Source organism: Amphritea atlantica (assembly GCA_024397875.1).
Lineage (GTDB): Bacteria > Pseudomonadota > Gammaproteobacteria > Pseudomonadales > Balneatricaceae > Amphritea > Amphritea atlantica_B.
The window spans coordinates 3,719,453-3,738,645 of sequence record CP073344.1 but is presented as its reverse complement, the minus strand read 5'-3'; the positions used below and the strand labels follow the sequence as shown (position 1 = coordinate 3,738,645).

Below are 19,193 nucleotides of genomic sequence, written 5' to 3'. Positions count from 1 at the left end.
AACTAAAAACAATGGACACAGTGCAAACGTTGTCACTATTTCGGCACAGCAAGGATTAGTAAGGCAGGAAGAGTTCTTCAAGAAAAGTGTTGCATCCGATATTTTGGATGGATATTTCCTTCTTAAAAATGGGCAATTTGCATACAACAAAAGTTATTCCAATGGATATCCAATGGGCGCCATAAAGCGGTTGAATAGATATCCTGATGGAGTGGTTACCACTCTGTATATATGCTTCGAGATTTCTGACCACGGGAAGTGTTGTTCCGATTTTTTTGAGCACCTATTTGAGTCTGGGTTAATGATCAAAGGGCTATCTAAAATAGCTAATGAAGGAGGCCGAGCGCACGGTCTCTTGAATGTAAAGCCCAGTGATTTCTTTAATTTAAAGTTCGTTATCCCTTCATATGAAGAACAACAAAGTATTGCCACCGTACTTTCCACTGCCGATCTGGAAATTACCGCCCTGAAACAAAAGCTCGATACTTTGAAGCAAGAGAAAAAAGCCCTGATGCAGCAGCTTCTGACAGGTAAGCGTAGAGTCCAACTGGGTGGGGACTCATAATGCATTTAAGAATCAGCAGGATTGATATCAAGAACTTTAAGGTTTTTGAAGAGATTTCCATTCATCCCAACAGCGCCTTCAACATCATCATCGGAGAAAATAGCGCGGGCAAATCCACTATTTTTGAGGCTCTACATCTCTGGGAAAAGTGCTATCAGACGTACATTCTGTCTTCAAGAAAGGGCTTTTATAAGGTTCGAGGAACCAATAATCGGTATGTAAATTATCAAGAGTTAGACTTTCTTAGAATCACAAAAGATGATGACCTTTTTTTTCACCCCGGCAGAGGCACGAGTACCTGTGCAGAAGTTTCACTGATCCTAAGCTCTGGTGAGAACGACTATGAGCTAGGGTTCAAGATTTCAAGACCGACATCTATTGAAAATGCATTTTTGCGCGTTCAGCCTATCAATGAAGATCAGTTCTCTTCTTTTGCTGAGGCCTTCACTGGGGCCGGACGGTTTCTTGATGAAGCTGTGTTTATTTATCAAACTCGCCCTGTATCTGGTGTCCATCAATTTGAACCTTACTTCAATGAGGCGCAGGTTAAGAAACGAATACAAAGAGGACTGTCGCACGAGGTGTTACGCAATAAAATTGTTGTTCGAAGAGATTCCATAGAACAGCTTAGTGCCAGCATATCTGAAATTTTAGAAAGGGAAGTTAAATTTGAACTGCCGGCAAGAGGTAGGGAAAAGAAAGACGAATATGTATCACTCAAAGTAAGCTTAGATGACGGAAATAAGCATGACCTTCATCTTCAAGGTAGCGGTTTCCTCCAAATTGTTGAAATACTATCAACTATTGAGTTTGTGGACGCCCCACTTAAGTTGCTACTTGTAGATGAACCCGATTCCCACATACACAGTAAGCTGCAACAAAACCTGATTTCACACTTGCGTCGAATTGATCACAATCAATTTTTTGTCATAAGCCATAATGATCAATTTGTTACAAATGCTGGAGATGATGAGATCTTTTTTTTGAATGATGACGCCAAACGTGAACATGAGCTAAAGGCTATCAATTCTGACAGTTTCGATATCATTAAGAACAGCTTAGGCGGTGTCGTCCTCTCGCTTGAGAAACTCAATCGCTCCGAAAATGTTGTCTTTGTCGAAGGCTCTGATGATGTAACTTATATCACCGACCTGGCTGCTAAAGTTTCAGAAATTACTAACGGCAGCGCTTTAGGTTCTAAAAATACGTTTTTCCCGTTAAGGGGAAAGGACAACATCCTTTCTAAAATTGAATACAATAAGAGAACCCTATCAAGCCTGTTTAAAGATAAGCGGTGGGGTACTATTTTTGATCGTGATTTTTCCACGGATCAAATCGATGCCGATCTCAGGCAGAGCCTTTTAAGGAAGATGGGGCGCGGTACACCGTTTGCGTTTAGTCATGATGGCTATTGTATAGAGTCGGTGCTTTTCAGTGACCAGCGAGCTCTGGTTCGGATGATATGCCGTACGAATGACAGGTTAGATCAGGAATGTGTTGAAACCGCAGTTAATGACTTTTTCGATAGTGTTGAAGCTAGTTTGCGCGATATTACGTCAGACCTCTATTCAGAACTGAGAGGAAGGTTTGCCAGTCAGAAGAGAAATCGTACTGAATTTCAAGAATTGGAGTTTGATCAGGTAGTGCGTGAGTGGCTGTTAGAAACTCCCTTTCCTGTACGGCATGTGATGTCAAAACCATTGATATTGGCTTTCTGTCTGGAGGTAGAACTTCAGCTTGGCTCCTCAATTTTAATGCGTCATACGAACAGCGAGGAGGGGGTCTCTAGCGGTTTATTTAATATGTACATCAACACGCTGCAGGCTTTAGATGAGCTTATCCCATCTCTTCGAGAACTACTCACATCGCTTAACTATATAGCTCCTCCAGGAGAGAACTAGAGGGTACATCGAATTGATGTGCCGTCTGATATACATAGCCTTTGCTACTCGTAACTTTGAGAGATAAACGGAATGACTCAATACACACCCAAATTTCAGGAAGAATACAGCGCTAAGCTACCCGCTCTGGCGTTATTGACCAATTTGGGCTGGTCGTTTCTCTCTCCTCAGCAAGCACTGGCTGCTCGTGGCGGCAAGCTGGATGAGGTCGTGCTACGTGATGAACTTCGCAAGCAGCTGGCCGGGCGGCGCTTTACCTTCGCCGGACGCGAACACGCCCTCTCCAATACGGCGATCGATAACCTGATAGCGGAGGTGTGTAGCCCCGCACTCAATGAGGGGCTGAATACCGCCAATGAGAAGCTGTATAACCATTTGCTGTATGGCATCTCGGTCACTGAGTTTGTAGACGGTAAGAAGATCAGCCCGACTATCGCCTTGATTGATTGGAAGGACCTGAGCCAGAACAGCTTTTTGTTTACCGAGGAGTTCAGTGTCACGCGCACCGCAGGTATAGAAAGCCGCAGACCCGATATCGTCTGTTTTGTGAATGGTATTCCGTTAGTCGTGATCGAAGCCAAGCGCCCCGATGGCAACGCCAAGAAAGGCCCTACCATTGACGAAGGTGTATCGCAGAGTCTGCGCAATCAGCGCCATGACGAGATCCCCTTACTGTTTGCCTATAGCCAACTGTTGCTATCCATTAATGGTGCAGAGGGGCGTTACGGCACCTGTGGTACGCCTGCCAAGTTTTGGGCTGTATGGCGTGAGGAAGACATCGCCGATGCCGAGATGGTTGCCATCAAGAACAGGAAGCTGGATGAGGCTCAGGTAACTAACCTGTTCTCGTATAGGCCCGCTAAGGACCTGGACTGGTATCAAACCCTTATCGCCGGTGGAGAGCTGGCCGTTACCGGGCAGGATCAACTGCTGATCAGTCTGCTATCTCCAGCTCGATTACTGGAAATAGTGCGCTACTTCACCCTGTTTGATAAGAAGGTCGGCAAGATTGTCGCGCGTTATCAGCAGGTATTTGGGATCAAGCGTCTGATTGACCGCATCAACACCAAACGTCCTAACGGCGGACGCGAAGGGGGTGTGATCTGGCATACCACGGGGTCTGGAAAATCCTTCACGATGGTGTTTTTAAGTAAGGCACTGATTCTCCATGACACACTGAAGCAGTGCCGGATTGTCGTCGTCACAGACCGTGTGGACTTGGAAACCCAGCTCAGTAAAACCTTCAGTTCCGGCGGTGAGCTGTCCGGTAAGAAGGATCGTGAAGGTGCAATGGCGACGTCTGGCACTCGCCTGGCGGAGCAGATAGGCAAAGGCTCTGAGCGTATTATCTTCTCGTTGATTCAGAAGTTTAATAGCGCGACCAAGCTACCGCAGTGTGTTAACCACAGCGCCGATGTCATTGTATTGATCGATGAGGGGCATCGTAGCCAAGGTGGTGAAAACCACATCCGCATGAGGCAGGCGCTGCCCAATGCCGCCTTCGTCGCTTTTACCGGCACACCTCTGCTCCAAGACGATAAGACCACTAATAAATTTGGCCCCATCGTTCACGCCTACACCATGCAGCGTGCGGTTGAAGACAAGGCGGTGACGCCTTTGCTTTATGAGGAGCGTATTCCTGATCTGGATGTTAATGCCCGTGCTATCGATAGCTGGTTTGAGCGAATTACTGAGGGGCTGACCGACGAGCAACGCACCGATCTGAAGCGCAAGTTTGCCAAGAAAGGCCAGGTCTACAGCGCCGATGATCGTATTCGCCTGATTGCGCTGGATATCGCCAACCACTTTGTGAAAAACATCGATGATGGGTTAAAGGGGCAGTTGGCCTGTGACAGCAAAGCCTCCGCCATCAAGTACAAGAAGTACCTGGATGAAGCTGGGCTGTTTGAGTCTGCCGTGGTGATGAGCCCACCTGACAGCCGCGAAGGCAATACCGCTGTAGATGAGTCAGCCACGCCAGAAATTACACAGTGGTGGAAGGAAAACGTCGGTAGCAATGATGAGCAGACTTATACCAAACACCTGATAGAACGCTTTGGTTCTGAGGACACTGGGGATGACTCCCTGAAGATGCTGATCGTGGTGGATAAGCTGCTAACCGGCTTCGATGAGCCCAAGAATACGGTGCTCTATATCGATAAGCCGCTTAAAGAGCACAACCTGATTCAGGCCATTGCTCGGGTTAACCGCCTGCATCCGAAAAAGAAATTTGGTTTGCTAATCGACTACCGCGGCATTCTGGCCGAGCTGGATACTACCATCGCTAAATATCAGGATCTGGCTTCTCGTACTCAGGGCGGTTTTGATATCAATGATATTGCAGGCCTCTACAACCAGATGAGTACTGAATATAAGCGTCTGCCGCAGCTGTATAAGGCTCTCTGGGGTATCTTTGCGGACGTGAAGAACAAAAACGATATTGAGCAGTTACGCCAGGTGTTGGTGCCCAGGATTGAAGAGCAAGAGCCTTCAGCCCCTGGAGAAAGGGGCGAGCTGGTCGATGTACACCTCAAGGTACGTGAAGACTTTTACGAGGCGCTGACCGAATTCGCCAGTTGCCTCAAAGTTGCCCTGCAATCCGCTACCTTCTTTGACGATACGAGCTTTAGCGATGAGGACCGCCGTCACTATAAGGAGACCGTGAAGCAGTTCTCCAGCCTGCGACAGTTAGCAAAACAGGATGCCGGTGAAACCATTAGCTACGACGAGTATGCCGAGCAGGTTAAAAAGTTAATGGATAAGCATGTCGTCGGGGTGGAAGTAAAAGAACCGGATGGTGTTTACGAAGTTGGCAAAATGGGACAGCAGAAGCCTGAAGAATGGTCTGAAGATAAGACTCGTAACGAAACCGACATCATCAAGACCCGTGTTACCAAGATGATCGAGCAGGAACTGCGTAACGACCCTTATGCGCAGGAGGCTTTCTCCAAACTACTGCGCCAGGCGATCGACGAAGCAACAAGCCTGTTTGATCACCCGCTGAAGCAATACATGTTGTTCCGCGAATTTGAAGAGCAGGTACAGGAGCGTAAGCTCAATGACATCCCTGATGCATTCCATGGTAACCGGCATGCACAGGCCTACTTCGGCATCTTCAAGAAGACCTTACCCGAAGTGTTTGCGATTACAGATCTGCAGGCGCAGGAGAAATGGATAAAACTCGCTTTCACCATCGATGAGAGTGTTGAAACATCCGTCGCTGAGAACTCTATCAACCCTCAAAACATTGAAGCCGATATCCGTAAGAAACTGCTGCCAATGATGTTTAAAGAGTGCAAAGCCATCGGCGGCGGTATGGATCAGGCCAAGGCTATTGTTGAGTGGGTGGTGCAGGTTACCCGAGTCGGTCTGTCTGGCGTATGAATAGCGCAATGAACGTTACGATTACACCGCCAGATCAGCTCCAGGCCGAAGGAGGCTTTTCATTTAAGTACGGCGACGAGGCTATTTTCTTTGACCGGACGCCTCGTACTGAAGGAATCAGCAGGATACTGATCAAGGTACACCCTGACTGCCGCGTGCGGGTAAGTGCCCCCGTTCACGCAACTGATGATGAAGTACTGGCGGCGGTTAAGAAACGCGGTCGCTGGATCTACTTACAATTAAAAGAGTTCAAAGCCCAGCTGGCACATATCACCCCTCGGCAATATATCAGCGGGGAGAGTCACTATTACCTGGGCAAGCAGTATTTGCTCAAGGTGATCGAAGCACCCAACGAGACTCAGGGCGTTAAACTGCTGCGCGGCAAGTTGGAAGTTTCTGTACGCAAGAAGTCCTCAAGCAAGGTTAAAGCCCTATTGGAAGACTGGTACAAAGCGAAGTCTAAAGAAGTCTTCGCTCGACGCTTGGACGCGATGCTAGACCAGGCGCTTTGGGTGGATGAACGACCACCGATACGTATACTGACCATGCAAACCCAATGGGGCAGCTGCTCCCCAAATGGTCGGTTAACACTTAATCCGCAATTGGTGAAATCCCCTCGCGAATGCATCGACTACGTCATTCTGCATGAGCTTTGCCACATTGCGGAACACAACCATGGTGAGGGGTTTTATCGGCTGATGAAACAGGTGATGCCTAATTGGGAAGTTGTGAAAGTTCGCTTGGATGGGATGGCCGCTACTCTGCTCAATGGTTTTTAGAGAATCAATGATAGCTTTTACTTGGTTAAATACAGATTAAATCGAGTAAAAATACTCTGTTTTGGACAGTGCCTGACTTATGAAAGTGATGCTTGATCACAAGCATTTGAAAAACAGGAGGCTGGCATTTCAATAATACGAACTCCGTGACAGATAAAGTTGGAATCCTTGCTTCTACTCGGCCAGAGAACATAGTCACGTTAATCATCATTAACGTGCTTTTCCTAATGTCTCTTCTAATAGCTGCTATTCATTTGTCTAGGTAATTTGAAGATAAAGCGTCCTTCTGAGTAAAGTTCTGCACAGTGAACTATAAGAAGGTAGCCATAGCTCTCCTTAAAAACAGTAGTCGTCCGTCAAGCGATAGGGGGATTGACGCTATGTTTAGATTAAGGAGTCTTTTACGTGTTGGAATGGGGTGAAACAGGCGGTTGATGCATGAATCTTTTTCACAGGTGGCACGATGGTGGCACAGGAAATTTAAGGATCTGCTAAGCTATTGATAAATAGAAGATAAAAAAGATGTATGGCCTCCCCGACAGGACGCCATGTATTGGGCATCGGAGTAATAGTGAAAGCTACCCAGTCTATATGTTAGACCTTTCAATAAATAGTCATCCTTTACCGTCCGTTTTTTTGTATTCTAGGAAAGACTCATAGTTGAGATGGGAAAGCTCGATGTCATAATCCAGTAGTTCGATTTCTGACTTTAAACGGGGTAAAGCGACTTGCTTTTTCCCGTATTTCGCGGTCTGTAGGCTGATTTCATGGCCAACTATACGAGAGATCAATGCTATTTCAACACCAACGGTATCCGTCATTTTATCAATGAGTGTGTGCCTGAATGTGTGGAGGTTTTTGGCCTTAGGATTGTCAATTTTGCACGATTCCCGATAAGACTTCATTTTTCCGTTGCCGTTATACCAGTCACTGGCTTTTTTGGCCCACTTATTTTTTGTGCTGTAATACAGACCATCAAACAATTGCTCAGAATCAGCCACTTCTCGCTTGCGCTTTGCCACGAAGTCTAAAAAGCCCAGATCAATGAGGGTGCTGTGAATCGGCACCTTGCGTCTGGATGAATCATTTTTAACTACCTGAACCTTATTGCCAGCATCATCGTATTCATTTTTTATGTGTATGTAATGAATGGGGACAGGGATCTCGTATGAGTCTTTCTTTTTCTTTGGTGTCTCTTGTTTGATATCGCCTACTTGAAGTTGGCATATTTCATTTAAACGTGCGCCGCTGTACAACAGCACAGGAATGAGCCAAAAGTGATAATCAAAAAGGTCTCTAGCGCGGCTGAGTGTTGCTTGAGTATAGGGATAGCCTAGAAATAGTTTTTGGAGATCTTCTTCGCTGTAGACTTTATCATCATCTGATTTTTCTTCTTTCTTAAACAAGATGTCTAGGTCGTCACTGATATCTCTAGGGTTAAAGCCTTCTTTGGCCGCAAACTTCGCGAGCCTCTTGAATCTGTCGAGTATTTTTTTGGCCCGTGATGGCTGAATCGTTTGAGCGGTCTGTGTGTCTTTGGCTCGACCATCTTTCAACCTTAATAGCTGGTCTTTGAGCGCTTCGCCGTCATCGTACGTCAGCGTATAGTAATTTTCCTCTGGCCCTAACAGCTTTACACAGGTCTCTAGCATTTGAATATGCTCGTTCTGCGTTTGCTCATTTGCTTTGAGGTTTTTGCGTACTTTGTTTGTAATGTACTTATCAAATACCGTGCGTACAGAATGGAAGGGTATTGCGCCCCCGCCATTGTTTCCGCCGTTGCCACCGTGCCGTACGAGCATTCTTTCCGCTTGTTCGAATTCTAATTCAGGGTTATCTGGATGATCAAACGTGACCGGAATTCCATTGACATCAATGGTTATTTTATTTCTGGGAGCTTGCTTTTCAATGTACGTCGTCAGATGCACAACGTCTTCGTGGGGCTTTGTTCCAGCAGTCGGTTGAGGCGAGTTGTCATCCCGCTGCTTATTGTGAGGCTGTGGCAGGTCAAGTAACTCGTCCGTCATGTAATTCTTATCCTGAAGGTAATACCGGAGAATGATTTCCTTGAGTTTCAATGTGACCAACTGAGCAATATTGGTCTCAGGACTAGTAAAGCGATCATTACATATACAGTCAAGTATCTGAGGACACTGGTATCTTAATAAACATGACAGTGTGCATGCTTTTGCTTTATTCGTTGTTTTGAGTGCGAGCCGGATGTCTCGAGAGCTTAGGGGGAACTCAGTGAGTATTGATTTGGGGATGGTCAGTCGAATGTAATAAATACCAGACGAACGGCGTAACAGATGTGGGATGTGTGCAGACATAAAAAAAGCCTCGAGTGGCACACGGAATCGTCCATTGTGCCACTCGAAGCTTTTAGTAAGTCATTATTTCATTAAAAACAATGGCTTACATGTAATTGGTGGAGGTGGCGGGTTTCGAACCCGCGTCCGCCAATCCTCTGCCTCTAGATCTACATGTTTAGACACTTCTATTCAGTTAACCCAGCACGGCCCGAAGGTCAGGGCGTTTAGGGCGAGCCTCTTTAGTTTTAACCCTTCGTCTTGAGACAAAGCTTCCGGGCGATTCTATCTCGAATGACACTGCAAAATCCTTTAGTTATAGACACCTATAGGAGCAGCGCAAGCAGACTTAAGCTGCTAGAGCGTAGTTATCGTCGTTTGCAACTATAACTGTGTAGTAATTGATTTACGTGATTCACTACACTCACGACATGCACCAAAGGGTTCGCAATCGGCGTCGAAGCCAAGTCACCCCCATAGTCTTTCCGACCACACAATGCCCTGATAGTTCTGTTAAAGCAATGCTCAGGTTGTTATGTAAGACGGGCCGGCATTATAGCCGGTTTACAGCAAGAATATAGCTTTATCTTAACAACCGTTCTACTTTGCCGCCAGTACGCGTTGTTTCTGACGGTTCCAGTCGCGCTCTTTTTCAGAGTCCCGCTTGTCATGCTGCTTCTTACCTTTGGCCAGGGCGATTTCGCATTTGACCCGGTCGTTCTTCCAATAAAGGGAGAGGGCGACACAGGTGAAACCTTTGGCCTGTACGGCACCGATAAGGCGATCGATTTCGCGCCGGTGCAGCAGCAACTTACGCTGCCGGGTAGGTTCAGCAACAACGTGGGTGGATGCGGTTTTCAGTGGTGTAAAATGGGCGCCAACAAGCCACGCTTCGCCGTTATGCAGAACTACATAGGAGTCTACAAGCTGGCCGCGACCTTCGCGGAGGCTTTTTACTTCCCATCCGGTCAGAGACAGTCCGGCCTCGAACTTAGCATCAATCGAATACTCGTGTCGGGCTTTCTTGTTCTGGCAGATGGTATTGCCACTGGGTTTTGCTTTCTTCTTTGCCATGGTGCGGGATTATATAGAGGCCTTCAGTGCAATGAAAGAAAATTGAATCACTTCCAGAGCTGGGAAGTAGTGATTCGGGTTTTTCAGGCGAATAGTCGGTTTTTTGCCTGCTGTATGGCCGGTGTCATTGAATTGAATGCCCAAAATATGGACAATGCCGGGCTGTTTTATTATTTGAAATATCAGTCTACTTTAAGAGATTTACATGAAAGATCGCCAAAATATCCATGGATCATGGGCCAGTCGCTGGGTCTTTATTATGGCAGCGACAGGCTCAGCCGTTGGCCTGGGTAATATCTGGAAGTTTCCCTATATCGCTGGCGAGAATGGCGGTGGTGCATTTGTTCTGGTGTATCTGCTGTTTATTCTGGCGGTGGGTGTGCCAATTATGATGGCAGAGGTGCTGGTGGGGCGTCGGGGTCGTCAGAGCCCGATTAACTCGATGCGTGAAGTGGCTATGGAGGCCGGTCACCCGCCGGGCTGGTCAATGGTCGGCTGGGTTGGTGCGTTAGCGGGTTTTCTGATCTTTTCGTTTTATTCGGTGGTTGCCGGATGGGTGCTGGCCTATGTTGCGGCGATGGGCAATGGTGAGTTTCTCGATATTGGCAGTGAGCAGGCGGGTAAGGTTTTCAGCAATTTATTGGCCGATCCGCAAGCGTTGCTAATCTGGCATTCGGTGTTTGTGGTGCTGGTGATGGCGGTCCTGATGGGCGGTGTTAATAAGGGCCTTGAACGCGCCACTAAAATTATGATGCCAGCACTGTTTGTGTTGCTGCTGTTGTTGCTGGGGTATTCGATGAGCTCTGGCTCGTTTGGCGAAGGCCTGGAGTTTCTGTTCCATTTTGATCCTTCTGAACTGTCATGGGATGCGGTGCTGGTGGCGTTGGGGCACTCGTTCTTTACGCTGTCGCTGGGAATGGGATCGATTATGGCGTATGGCTCTTATATGCCGAAGAATGCCTCTATCGGCGGTACCGTGCTGACGATAGCTGCTCTGGATACCGTTGTCGCGCTGGTGGCCGGTATGGCGATTTTCCCGATTGTGTTTGCTAACTCTCTGGATCCCGGTGCCGGGCCCGGTCTGATGTTTATCACTCTGCCGGTGGCGTTTGGTCATATGCCGGGCGGCCAGGTGTTTGGTTTTCTGTTCTTTGTGCTGGTTGGGCTGGCCGCCTGGACCTCTGCTATCTCGCTGATGGAGCCGGGTGTGGCCTGGATGGTGGAACGGTTTGGTCTGAAGCGGGGGCCTGTCTGTACTATGCTGGGGCTGTTGGTGTGGCTATTGGGGATCGCGGCCCTGAGTTCGTTTAACTTTGGCAGCAATATCTCCCTGTTTGGGATGAATATCTTTGATTTTCTTGATTTCATTACAGCCAATGTTTTCCTGCCTTTGGGAGGGCTGTTTGTCGCGGTCTTCGCTGGCTGGGTTCTGAATAAGCGGATTACCGGAGATGAGCTGGCGGTTACAAATCCGTTATACTATCTGGCCTGGTCGGTTATGATTCGCTATATTGCGCCGATCGCGGTTGCAGCGATCTTTATTTTCAACCTGATCGAAAAACTGGGCTGATGGTATGACACAGGTAGACCGGAGCGCGCTGGTGCTCCACACGGCAGAGCAGATGTATGATCTGGTAAATGATGTGGAGAGTTACCCTCAGTTTCTGCCCTGGTGCTCCGGGACTACTCTGATAGAGTCCACTGACGAGACGATGCAGGCCAGTCTGAAGGTTGCTAAGGCAGGGCTTAAGTATAGCTTTACCACCCGCAATGAACTGAAGCGTCCGGAAATGATCAGGATAGAGCTGGTCGAGGGGCCGTTTTCCAGTCTTTCAGGGCTCTGGACGTTTAAGCCTCTGAGCGATGAAGCCTGTAAAGTGAGTCTGAGTATGCAGTTTGATTTTTCGGGAAAACTGACTAGTCTGGCGATGAGTAAGGTGTTTAATCAGATGGCGGCAACTATGGTGGACGCTTTTGTTAATCGCGCCGATCAGGTGTATGGCTAACAGCTTAAGGTTTAAAGGTAGCGGACATGATTAAAGTTGAAGTGGCCTATGCCCTTCCGAATGAACAGAAGATTATCGCGCTGCAGGTAGCTGAGGGTAGTTCTGCGTATGAGGCTGTGGTTCAGTCGCGCATTGCGGAGATTTTCCCGCAGATCGATATTGAAAACGACCCTATGGGGATTTTTGCTAAAGCCATAGCCGACCCCAAAAGTTATATTCTTAAGGCGGGTCAGCGGGTTGAAATCTACCGTCCGCTGATTGCTGATCCTAAAGAGATTCGTGCACGTCGGGCCGCTAAAGCTAAAGCTAAAGCGGAACGGGAAGCCAGTAGCTGATCGTTCAGGGCCTGTACTTATACTTAGGTTCCCCGGATTAATGAGCTCGGGATTTAAGCGACTTGCAGGTCAGCGCTTATGTGAAATGCAAAAACCGGATAGCATCCGGTTCTTGGCAGAAAAACGTCTGGAGGTGGTTGTTATTGCTGGGCGCCGCCGGGGCGGTAGTCACCGGCAATGCCTGACAGGTTGCCGTTGGCATCAAACAGAACAGTGAGTCGTTTTTGTGTGATAACGCCTGTTTCACCGGACTGGTTACGGTAGATGTAGTCCCAGCGGTTGTTGTTGAAACTGTCAGTCACCAGCGGTGTGCCCAGAACATAACGCACCTGATTCTGTGTCATTCCCGGACGGAGAGTATCAACCATTTCCTGGGTGACCACGTTGCCCTGTGGAATGTCGATTTTGTAAACGCCGGGGAATTCGGAACATCCGGCCAGTAAAATAGCGGCGATAACGCTAATAAGAATTTTTTGCATTAGTAAATGACTTCCACTTTCGCGTATAAAATCAGATAATTGAGATCGCAAGTCTAACATTCGTTGAGATAAACATCATAGAGAAAGATTATGGCACTTGAAAATCAAGAATTACGTAAAGCAGGCCTGAAGGTAACCCTGCCGCGGGTGAAAATTTATCAGATTCTTGAAAAAGCTGGCGAAGGTGATCATTTCAGCGCAGAAGATATCTACAAACTTCTGCTTGAACATAATGAAGATGTTGGACTGGCAACGGTTTATCGTGTCCTGACTCAGTTTGAAGCCGCTGGGCTGGTTTCACGGCACCATTTTGAGGGTGGGCATTCGGTATTTGAGCTGACTCAGGATGAGCAGCACGACCATATTGTCTGCGTTAAGTGCGGTAAAGTGCGGGAGTTCAGTGATCCGGCCCTGAAGAAGCGTCAGGATGAGATTGCCCGGGAGCTTGGGTTTAAAATCACCGACCGGACCCTGTATTTGTATGGTGAGTGTGCCGAGGGTTGCAGTAAAAAATAAGCGTGTCAGGCAGAACGTCTGAATATAAAAAAACCGGCGATGCCGGTTTTTTTTCGTTTAACGCCTGTGTTTTCAAACAGGCTGTTCCGGAATATGCGGCAGCCTCATCAGCTTTTGATTACATCCAGCCCAAGCATCTCCCGGGCATGATCCAGAGAGGTTTCGGTGACATCGATGCCACCCAGCATGCGGGCGACTTCCCCGACGCGCTGATTTTTTTTCAGCCGGTCGATACGGGTGATGGTTTTGTCTTTCACGGTCTGCTTGCTGACGAACAGGTGCTGGTGTCCCTGAGAGGCGACCTGCGGCTGATGGGTGACCACCAGAATCTGATTGTTCTCACCCAGCTGGCGTAGCAGTCGTCCGACCACCTCGGCGATAGCGCCACCGATACCGACATCGACTTCGTCGAAGATCAGGGTAGGGGTGCTGGAGGACTGCGCGGTAATCACCTGAATGGCCAGCGATATCCTCGATAGTTCTCCGCCTGAGGCGACTTTGTTCAGCGGACGGGGCGGCTGACCTGCGTTGGTGGTAATCAGGAACTCGACCTCTTCCAGACCATGGACATTCAGCTGATCTTTGTCATAGGGGGTGATGGACACGCTTAGCTCGGCTGCGGTCATCCCCAGGCTATGAAGCTGTTTGTTGACCTCATTTCTGAGTGACTGTGACGCTTTTTTACGGGCCTTGCTCAGGGTCTCTGCGCTGCCGAGAAATGCCTGACGGGCGTGCTCAGTTTCTTCGTGTAGCTGTTCAAGTGCCTGATCCGACATGCTCAGGCCCTCCAGTTCGTTCTGGATATCCAGATAGAATTGCGGCAGCTGTTCGGCCGGTATCCGGTGTTTTCGTGCCATATCAAATATGCTGCTGAGCCGTTCTTCGACGTCGGCCTGACGTTTCGGATTCAGCTCAACCCGGTCCATATAGTGGCTCATCTCCTGGCAGGCTTCTTCGATCTGAATCTGGGCACTGCTGAGCATCTCTATGGTCTGGCTGACCGAGGGTGAGGTGCCCTTTATGTTGCTCAGCAGGTGCTGGCACTGGTTTAGCAGGCTTAAACAGTTGACCTCTTCGCTCTCGCTGGTGAGTTGCAGTATCTGCTGGCCGGACTGCAGAATTTCGCCGGCATTGGCCAGTGTGCTCTGCTCCTCTACCAGTTTGTCATACTCTCCCTCAATGACTCCCAGCTGTTCCAGCTCCTCTGCCTGGTAGCTCAGCAGTTGCAGTCGCGCGGTTTGTTCTTCGCTCTGGGCCGATAGCTGGTGCAGACGGTTGTTGAGGCTCTGCCAGTGACGAAACAGTTTACGGGTTTTGCTCGCCAGTTCCCCTTTGCCGGAATAAGCGTCAAGAAGGTGGCGGTGATGATCTTTTTTTAATAAACGCTGATGCTCATGCTGACCGTGAATCTCGATCAGATATTCGCCCAGTTCCCGGACCTTGTTGATCGGGCAGGGGCTGCCGTTGATATAGCTTCTGGAGCGCCCTTCACTGGTGATGACCCGGCGCAGAATGCACTCATCGTCGTCCAGATCCTGAAGTTTCAGCCATTTTCTGGCTGTTGGGATATTGGCAATGTCGAAGCTGGCAATAATTTCTGCCCGTTCAGCGCCTTTACGAACAGAGCCCATATCGGCCCGGTCTCCAAGCGTCAGACCCAGAGCGTCAAGCATAATCGATTTGCCGGCCCCGGTTTCGCCGCTGACAACGGTCATACCGTTCTCCAGCTCGAGGTCCAGTTCTTCGACAATCGCGTAATTACGGATATTGAGTTGAGTGAGCATAATTGTATATCTGTGTTTTTATACAGTGTTTTATGTATAAGCTAATAAATAGTCCAGTGCAATCAATAACTACTCAGTCTGGTTAAAAAAATCTAAAAATACCCACTTGAATACTGATGTCATAACCCCATATAAAAGCTCAACAGAAATTTCACATATCAGATGGTTGGAGAAAGTGATGGCAGGCGAAGATAAGTCTCAGGTTGAAGAGCTGCAGCCGGAAACCGTGTCCACAGAGATTGAGCAGGTTGAGACCGCTGAGGAATCCGTTGAGCCGGTCCCCGAGGTTGACGTTGACGCTATACAACTGGAGCTGGCTCAGGTTCAGGATCAGATCGCTGCTTTGAAAGATCAGGAGCTGCGGACGAAGGCCGAGATGCAAAACGTCCGTCGCCGTGCAGAAAAAGACGTCGAGAAAGCGCATAAGTTTGCGCTGGAGAAGTTCGTCAATGAGCTGCTTCCGGTAGTGGATAGCCTGGAACGGGCTATTGAGGCTTCCAGTAGCGATGAAGAGGCGGTTGTGGCACTGCGTGAAGGGGTTGAGATGACCCTGAAAATGTTCGTGACAGGCCTGGGTAAGTTTCAGGTTGAACAGCATAATCCTGTCGGTGAGCCGTTCAGTCCCGAACAGCATCAGGCGATGTCGATGGTACCTAACCCGGATGTTGCTGCTAACCATGTTATGGCAGTGATGCAGAAGGGTTACAGCCTCAATGGGCGTCTGATTCGTCCGGCGATGGTGATAGTTTCTAAAGGCGCGGAATAAATCAGGACTTGAAACTGATAAATCCGCACCAATATAGCTAGCAAGTTCAAAAGAATTTTGCCCGTCTGAACGGGCACAGAATTACTGGAGTGATTAAAATGGGTAGAATTATTGGTATTGACCTGGGCACAACAAACTCATGTGTCGCTATTCTGGATGGCGATAAGCCACGGGTTATTGAAAACGCTGAAGGTGATCGTACCACCCCTTCCATCATCGCTTATGCAGAAGATGGTGAGATTCTGGTTGGTCAGCCGGCTAAGCGCCAGGCAGTAACCAATCCGAATAATACTCTGTTTGCAATCAAGCGTCTGATCGGTCGTCGTTTTAAAGACGATGTGGTTCAGAAAGATATCAAAATGGTGCCATATAAAATTATCGAAGCTGACAACGGCGATGCCTGGGTTCAGGTAAACGATAAGAAGATGGCCGCGCCTCAGGTATCTGCAGAAATCCTCAAGAAGATGAAGAAGACTGCAGAAGACTATCTGGGTGAAACGGTTACCGACGCCGTTATTACTGTGCCTGCTTACTTCAACGATTCCCAGCGTCAGGCAACTAAAGATGCCGGTAAAATTGCGGGCCTGAACGTTAAGCGGATCATCAACGAGCCAACCGCTGCAGCTCTGGCTTATGGTATGGACAAGTCTAAGGGTGATAAGACTATTGCTGTCTACGACCTGGGTGGCGGTACCTTCGATATCTCTATTATCGAAATCGCAGAGGTTGATGGTGAGCACCAGTTTGAAGTACTGGCGACTAACGGTGATACCTTCCTGGGTGGTGAGGACTTTGACTCCCGTGTTATTGAGTATCTGGCCGCTGAGTTCAAGAAAGAGTCCGGTATCGATCTGCACAGTGACCCACTGGCGCTACAGCGTCTGAAAGAGGGTGCTGAGAAAGCTAAAGTTGAGCTCTCTTCTGCTCAGTCTACCGACGTTAACCTGCCGTACATTACTGCCGATGCTACTGGTCCTAAGCACCTGAATGTGAAGATCAGCCGTGCCAAGATGGAATCACTGGTTGAAGCACTGGTTGACCGTTCTATGGAACCTTGCCGTATCGCACTGAAAGATGCTGACTTGTCGGCTTCTGATATCGATGAAGTGATTCTGGTGGGTGGTCAGACTCGTATGCCTCTGGTGCAGCGAAAAGTGACTGAGTTCTTTGGTAAAGAAGCGCGTAAAGATGTTAACCCTGATGAAGCGGTTGCGATCGGTGCATCTATTCAGGCAGCGGTTCTGTCGGGTGATGTGAAGGACGTATTGCTGCTGGACGTTACCCCGCTGAGCCTGGGTATCGAGACTATGGGTGGTGTTGCGACTCCGGTTATCGAGAAGAACACCACTATCCCGACTAAGAAGTCTCAGGTGTTCTCTACTGCCGACGACAATCAGACCGCGGTAACCATTCACGTGGTTCAGGGTGAGCGTAAGCAAGCCACCGGGAATAAGTCGCTGGGTCGTTTTGATCTGGCCGATATTCCGCCAGCGCCACGGGGTATGCCTCAGATCGAAGTAACATTCGATATCGATGCCAACGGTATCCTGAACGTATCGGCGAAGGATAAAGCCACCGGTAAAGAGCAGTCTATTATCATCAAGGCCTGTTCTGGTCTGAGTGATGAAGAAGTCGAACAGATGATTCAGGACGCAGAAGCAAACGCTGAAGCGGATAAGAAGTTCGAAGAGATGAGTCAGGCCCGTAACCAGGGCGACGCGATGATTCACTCCGCTAAGAAGACCCTTGAGGATGCCGGTGATAAGGCAACTGAAGAGGAAAAAACTGCGATCAACGGTGCTATCGAAGAGCTGGAAGGCGTGCTGAAAGGCGACGACAAAGAGGCTATCGAAACTAAGACAGCAGCGCTGACCGAAGCGGTCTCTGCTCTGGCTCAGAAGATGTATGCCGAAGCGGCTCAGCAGGCGGAAGGTCAGGAGGGCGAACAGGCCCAGGCTGAACCAGCTGACGATGCTGTCGACGCTGAGTTTGAAGAAGTTAAAGATGACGAGAAAAAGTAAGTTTCTTTAAGTGAATCATGCTTGAAATGACAGCGCGGGCCGGTCCCGCGTTGTCCTGTTTTTATTCTCAGCTGATTTAAAGTAGTTGTTAACCGGATTGCGAAACAGATTATGTCGAAGAAAGATTTTTACGATGTGTTAGGCGTTGCTAAGGACGCTTCTGACCGGGATATTAAAAAGGCGTTTCGTCGGATGGCGATGAAATACCATCCGGACCGTAATCCTGACGATAACTCGATGGATGATGCCTTTAAAGAGGTGAATGAAGCATACGAAGTCCTGTCGGATAAGCAGAAGAAAGCCGCTTATGATCAGTATGGTCATGCCGGTGTCGATCCGAATGGTATGGGCGGTCAGGGCGGCTTTGGTGGCGGCGCTGGCGGCTTTGGCGATATCTTTGGTGATGTGTTTGGCGATATTTTCGGCCAGCAGGGACACGGTGGCGGTCGTCGCAGTCATGTTCAGCGTGGTGCCGATCTGCGTTATACCATGGATCTCAGCCTGGAAGAGGCGGTAAAGGGGTGCGAAAAAACCATTACCGTTCCGACACTGGTGCCGTGTGAAGTGTGTGATGGCAGTGGTGCTAAACCGGGTACCAGTGCTAAAACCTGTGGCACCTGTGGTGGTATTGGTCAGGTGCGGATGCAGCAGGGATTCTTCTCTGTACAGCAAACCTGTCCATCCTGTCATGGTGAGGGCCAGGTTGTATCGGACCCGTGTACCAGCTGTCATGGTCAGGGCCGTAAGCAGCAAACTAAGAAATTGTCAGTCAAGATCCCGGCGGGTGTTGATACTGGTGACCGCATCCGCCTGTCAGGCGAGGGTGAGGCGGGTAGCCACGGTGGTCCATCCGGCGATCTGTTTGTTCAGGTTAATGTCCGTGATCATGCGATCTTTGAGCGGGATGGTAAACATCTCTACTGTGAGGTTCCGATCAGCTTTATTGATGCGGCGCTGGGCGGTGAGCTTGAAGTTCCTACACTGGAATCCCGCGTTAAATTGAAAATTCCTGCTGAAACCCAGACCGGCAAGTTGTTCCGTCTGCGGGGCAAAGGGATTAAACCTGTACGTGGTGGCGCCGTTGGTGATTTGCTGGTGCGGGTGATTGTTGAGACGCCGGTGAACCTGAGCGGTAAGCAGAAAGAGCTGTTGCGCGAGTTTGAAACCGCGATGGATGAGCGGCAGAAACATCACGGGCCGAAGAAACATGGTTTCTTTGACAGCGTGAAGAAATTTTTCGAGGATATGACCTGATATTCTCAGGGGGCTGCAGT

At 48.8% G+C, this 19,193-nt stretch carries 14 protein-coding genes and 1 other RNA gene; 10 read left to right on the top strand and 5 right to left on the bottom strand.

The genetic code is table 11. From position 1 onward, the window contains the following. Positions 1-564 precede the first annotated feature (564 nt). The 3 genes from KDX31_17275 (at position 565) to KDX31_17265 (ending at position 6,629) form a co-directional block, all read left to right on the top strand. Entirely contained in the window at positions 565-2,466 is a 1,902-nt protein-coding gene (locus KDX31_17275) for an AAA family ATPase (GenBank protein ID UTW03058.1), read from the top strand. A 72-nt stretch (positions 2,467-2,538) separates the two neighbouring features. Further along, on the top strand, positions 2,539-5,850 hold the full coding sequence (locus KDX31_17270) for a type I restriction endonuclease subunit R (GenBank protein ID UTW03057.1): 3,312 nt from the start codon (positions 2,539-2,541) through the stop codon (positions 5,848-5,850). A gap of 8 nt (positions 5,851-5,858) precedes the next feature. Next, positions 5,859-6,629: a M48 family metallopeptidase gene (locus KDX31_17265; protein ID UTW03056.1), complete on the top strand. Its 771-nt coding sequence runs from the start codon at positions 5,859-5,861 to the stop codon at positions 6,627-6,629. 614 nt (positions 6,630-7,243) lie between these two features. Here the strand turns inward: KDX31_17265 and KDX31_17260 are convergent. The 3 genes from KDX31_17260 to smpB all read right to left on the bottom strand — a co-directional run bounded on the left by KDX31_17260 (position 7,244) and on the right by smpB (position 10,012). Further along, positions 7,244-8,656 carry a site-specific integrase gene (locus tag KDX31_17260; GenBank protein ID UTW03055.1) on the bottom strand — a complete coding sequence of 471 codons (1,413 nt, stop codon included), beginning with the start codon at positions 8,654-8,656 and terminating at the stop codon, positions 7,244-7,246. A gap of 399 nt (positions 8,657-9,055) precedes the next feature. Further along, positions 9,056-9,414, bottom strand: a transfer-messenger RNA (tmRNA) gene (gene ssrA, locus KDX31_17255). 124 nt (positions 9,415-9,538) lie between these two features. Then, positions 9,539-10,012 (bottom strand): SsrA-binding protein SmpB, encoded by a 474-nt coding sequence (smpB, locus tag KDX31_17250; GenBank protein UTW03054.1) that lies wholly within the window; start codon positions 10,010-10,012, stop codon positions 9,539-9,541. 205 nt (positions 10,013-10,217) lie between these two features. On the opposite strand from smpB, the gene KDX31_17245 reads away from it, so the two are divergent. From KDX31_17245 to KDX31_17235, 3 genes are read left to right on the top strand one after another with little or no spacing between them, the layout of a single operon-like run. After that, positions 10,218-11,582, top strand: a complete 1,365-nt coding sequence (locus tag KDX31_17245) for a sodium-dependent transporter (GenBank protein ID UTW03053.1) — start codon at positions 10,218-10,220, stop codon at positions 11,580-11,582. 4 nt (positions 11,583-11,586) lie between these two features. Then, positions 11,587-12,018 (top strand): type II toxin-antitoxin system RatA family toxin, encoded by a 432-nt coding sequence (locus KDX31_17240; GenBank protein UTW03052.1) that lies wholly within the window; start codon positions 11,587-11,589, stop codon positions 12,016-12,018. Positions 12,019-12,044: 26 nt separating this feature from the next. After that, positions 12,045-12,353, top strand: coding sequence for an RnfH family protein (locus KDX31_17235; protein ID UTW03051.1), 309 nt, complete (start codon positions 12,045-12,047; stop codon positions 12,351-12,353). 140 nt (positions 12,354-12,493) lie between these two features. On the opposite strand, the gene KDX31_17230 is transcribed toward KDX31_17235, so the two are convergent. Then, positions 12,494-12,832 carry an outer membrane protein assembly factor BamE gene (locus KDX31_17230; protein UTW03050.1) on the bottom strand — a complete coding sequence of 113 codons (339 nt, stop codon included), beginning with the start codon at positions 12,830-12,832 and terminating at the stop codon, positions 12,494-12,496. A gap of 90 nt (positions 12,833-12,922) precedes the next feature. Between KDX31_17230 and fur the strand changes: the two genes are divergently transcribed. After that, on the top strand, positions 12,923-13,348 hold the full coding sequence (fur, locus tag KDX31_17225) for a ferric iron uptake transcriptional regulator (protein ID UTW03049.1): 426 nt from the start codon (positions 12,923-12,925) through the stop codon (positions 13,346-13,348). Positions 13,349-13,455: 107 nt separating this feature from the next. On the opposite strand, the gene recN is transcribed toward fur, so the two are convergent. Further along, positions 13,456-15,132 (bottom strand): DNA repair protein RecN, encoded by a 1,677-nt coding sequence (gene recN / locus KDX31_17220; protein UTW03048.1) that lies wholly within the window; start codon positions 15,130-15,132, stop codon positions 13,456-13,458. Positions 15,133-15,310: 178 nt separating this feature from the next. Between recN and grpE the strand changes: the two genes are divergently transcribed. From grpE to dnaJ, 3 genes are all read left to right on the top strand, one after another. Further along, positions 15,311-15,898 carry a nucleotide exchange factor GrpE gene (gene grpE, locus KDX31_17215; protein ID UTW03047.1) on the top strand — a complete coding sequence of 196 codons (588 nt, stop codon included), beginning with the start codon at positions 15,311-15,313 and terminating at the stop codon, positions 15,896-15,898. 98 nt (positions 15,899-15,996) lie between these two features. Further along, the gene (dnaK, locus tag KDX31_17210) at positions 15,997-17,919 is read left to right on the top strand and encodes a molecular chaperone DnaK (GenBank protein UTW03046.1); all 1,923 of its coding nucleotides are present in this window, start codon (positions 15,997-15,999) and stop codon (positions 17,917-17,919) included. A 111-nt stretch (positions 17,920-18,030) separates the two neighbouring features. Beyond that, positions 18,031-19,173 carry a molecular chaperone DnaJ gene (dnaJ, locus tag KDX31_17205; GenBank protein ID UTW03045.1) on the top strand — a complete coding sequence of 381 codons (1,143 nt, stop codon included), beginning with the start codon at positions 18,031-18,033 and terminating at the stop codon, positions 19,171-19,173. The last annotated feature ends 20 nt before the right edge of the window (positions 19,174-19,193 follow it).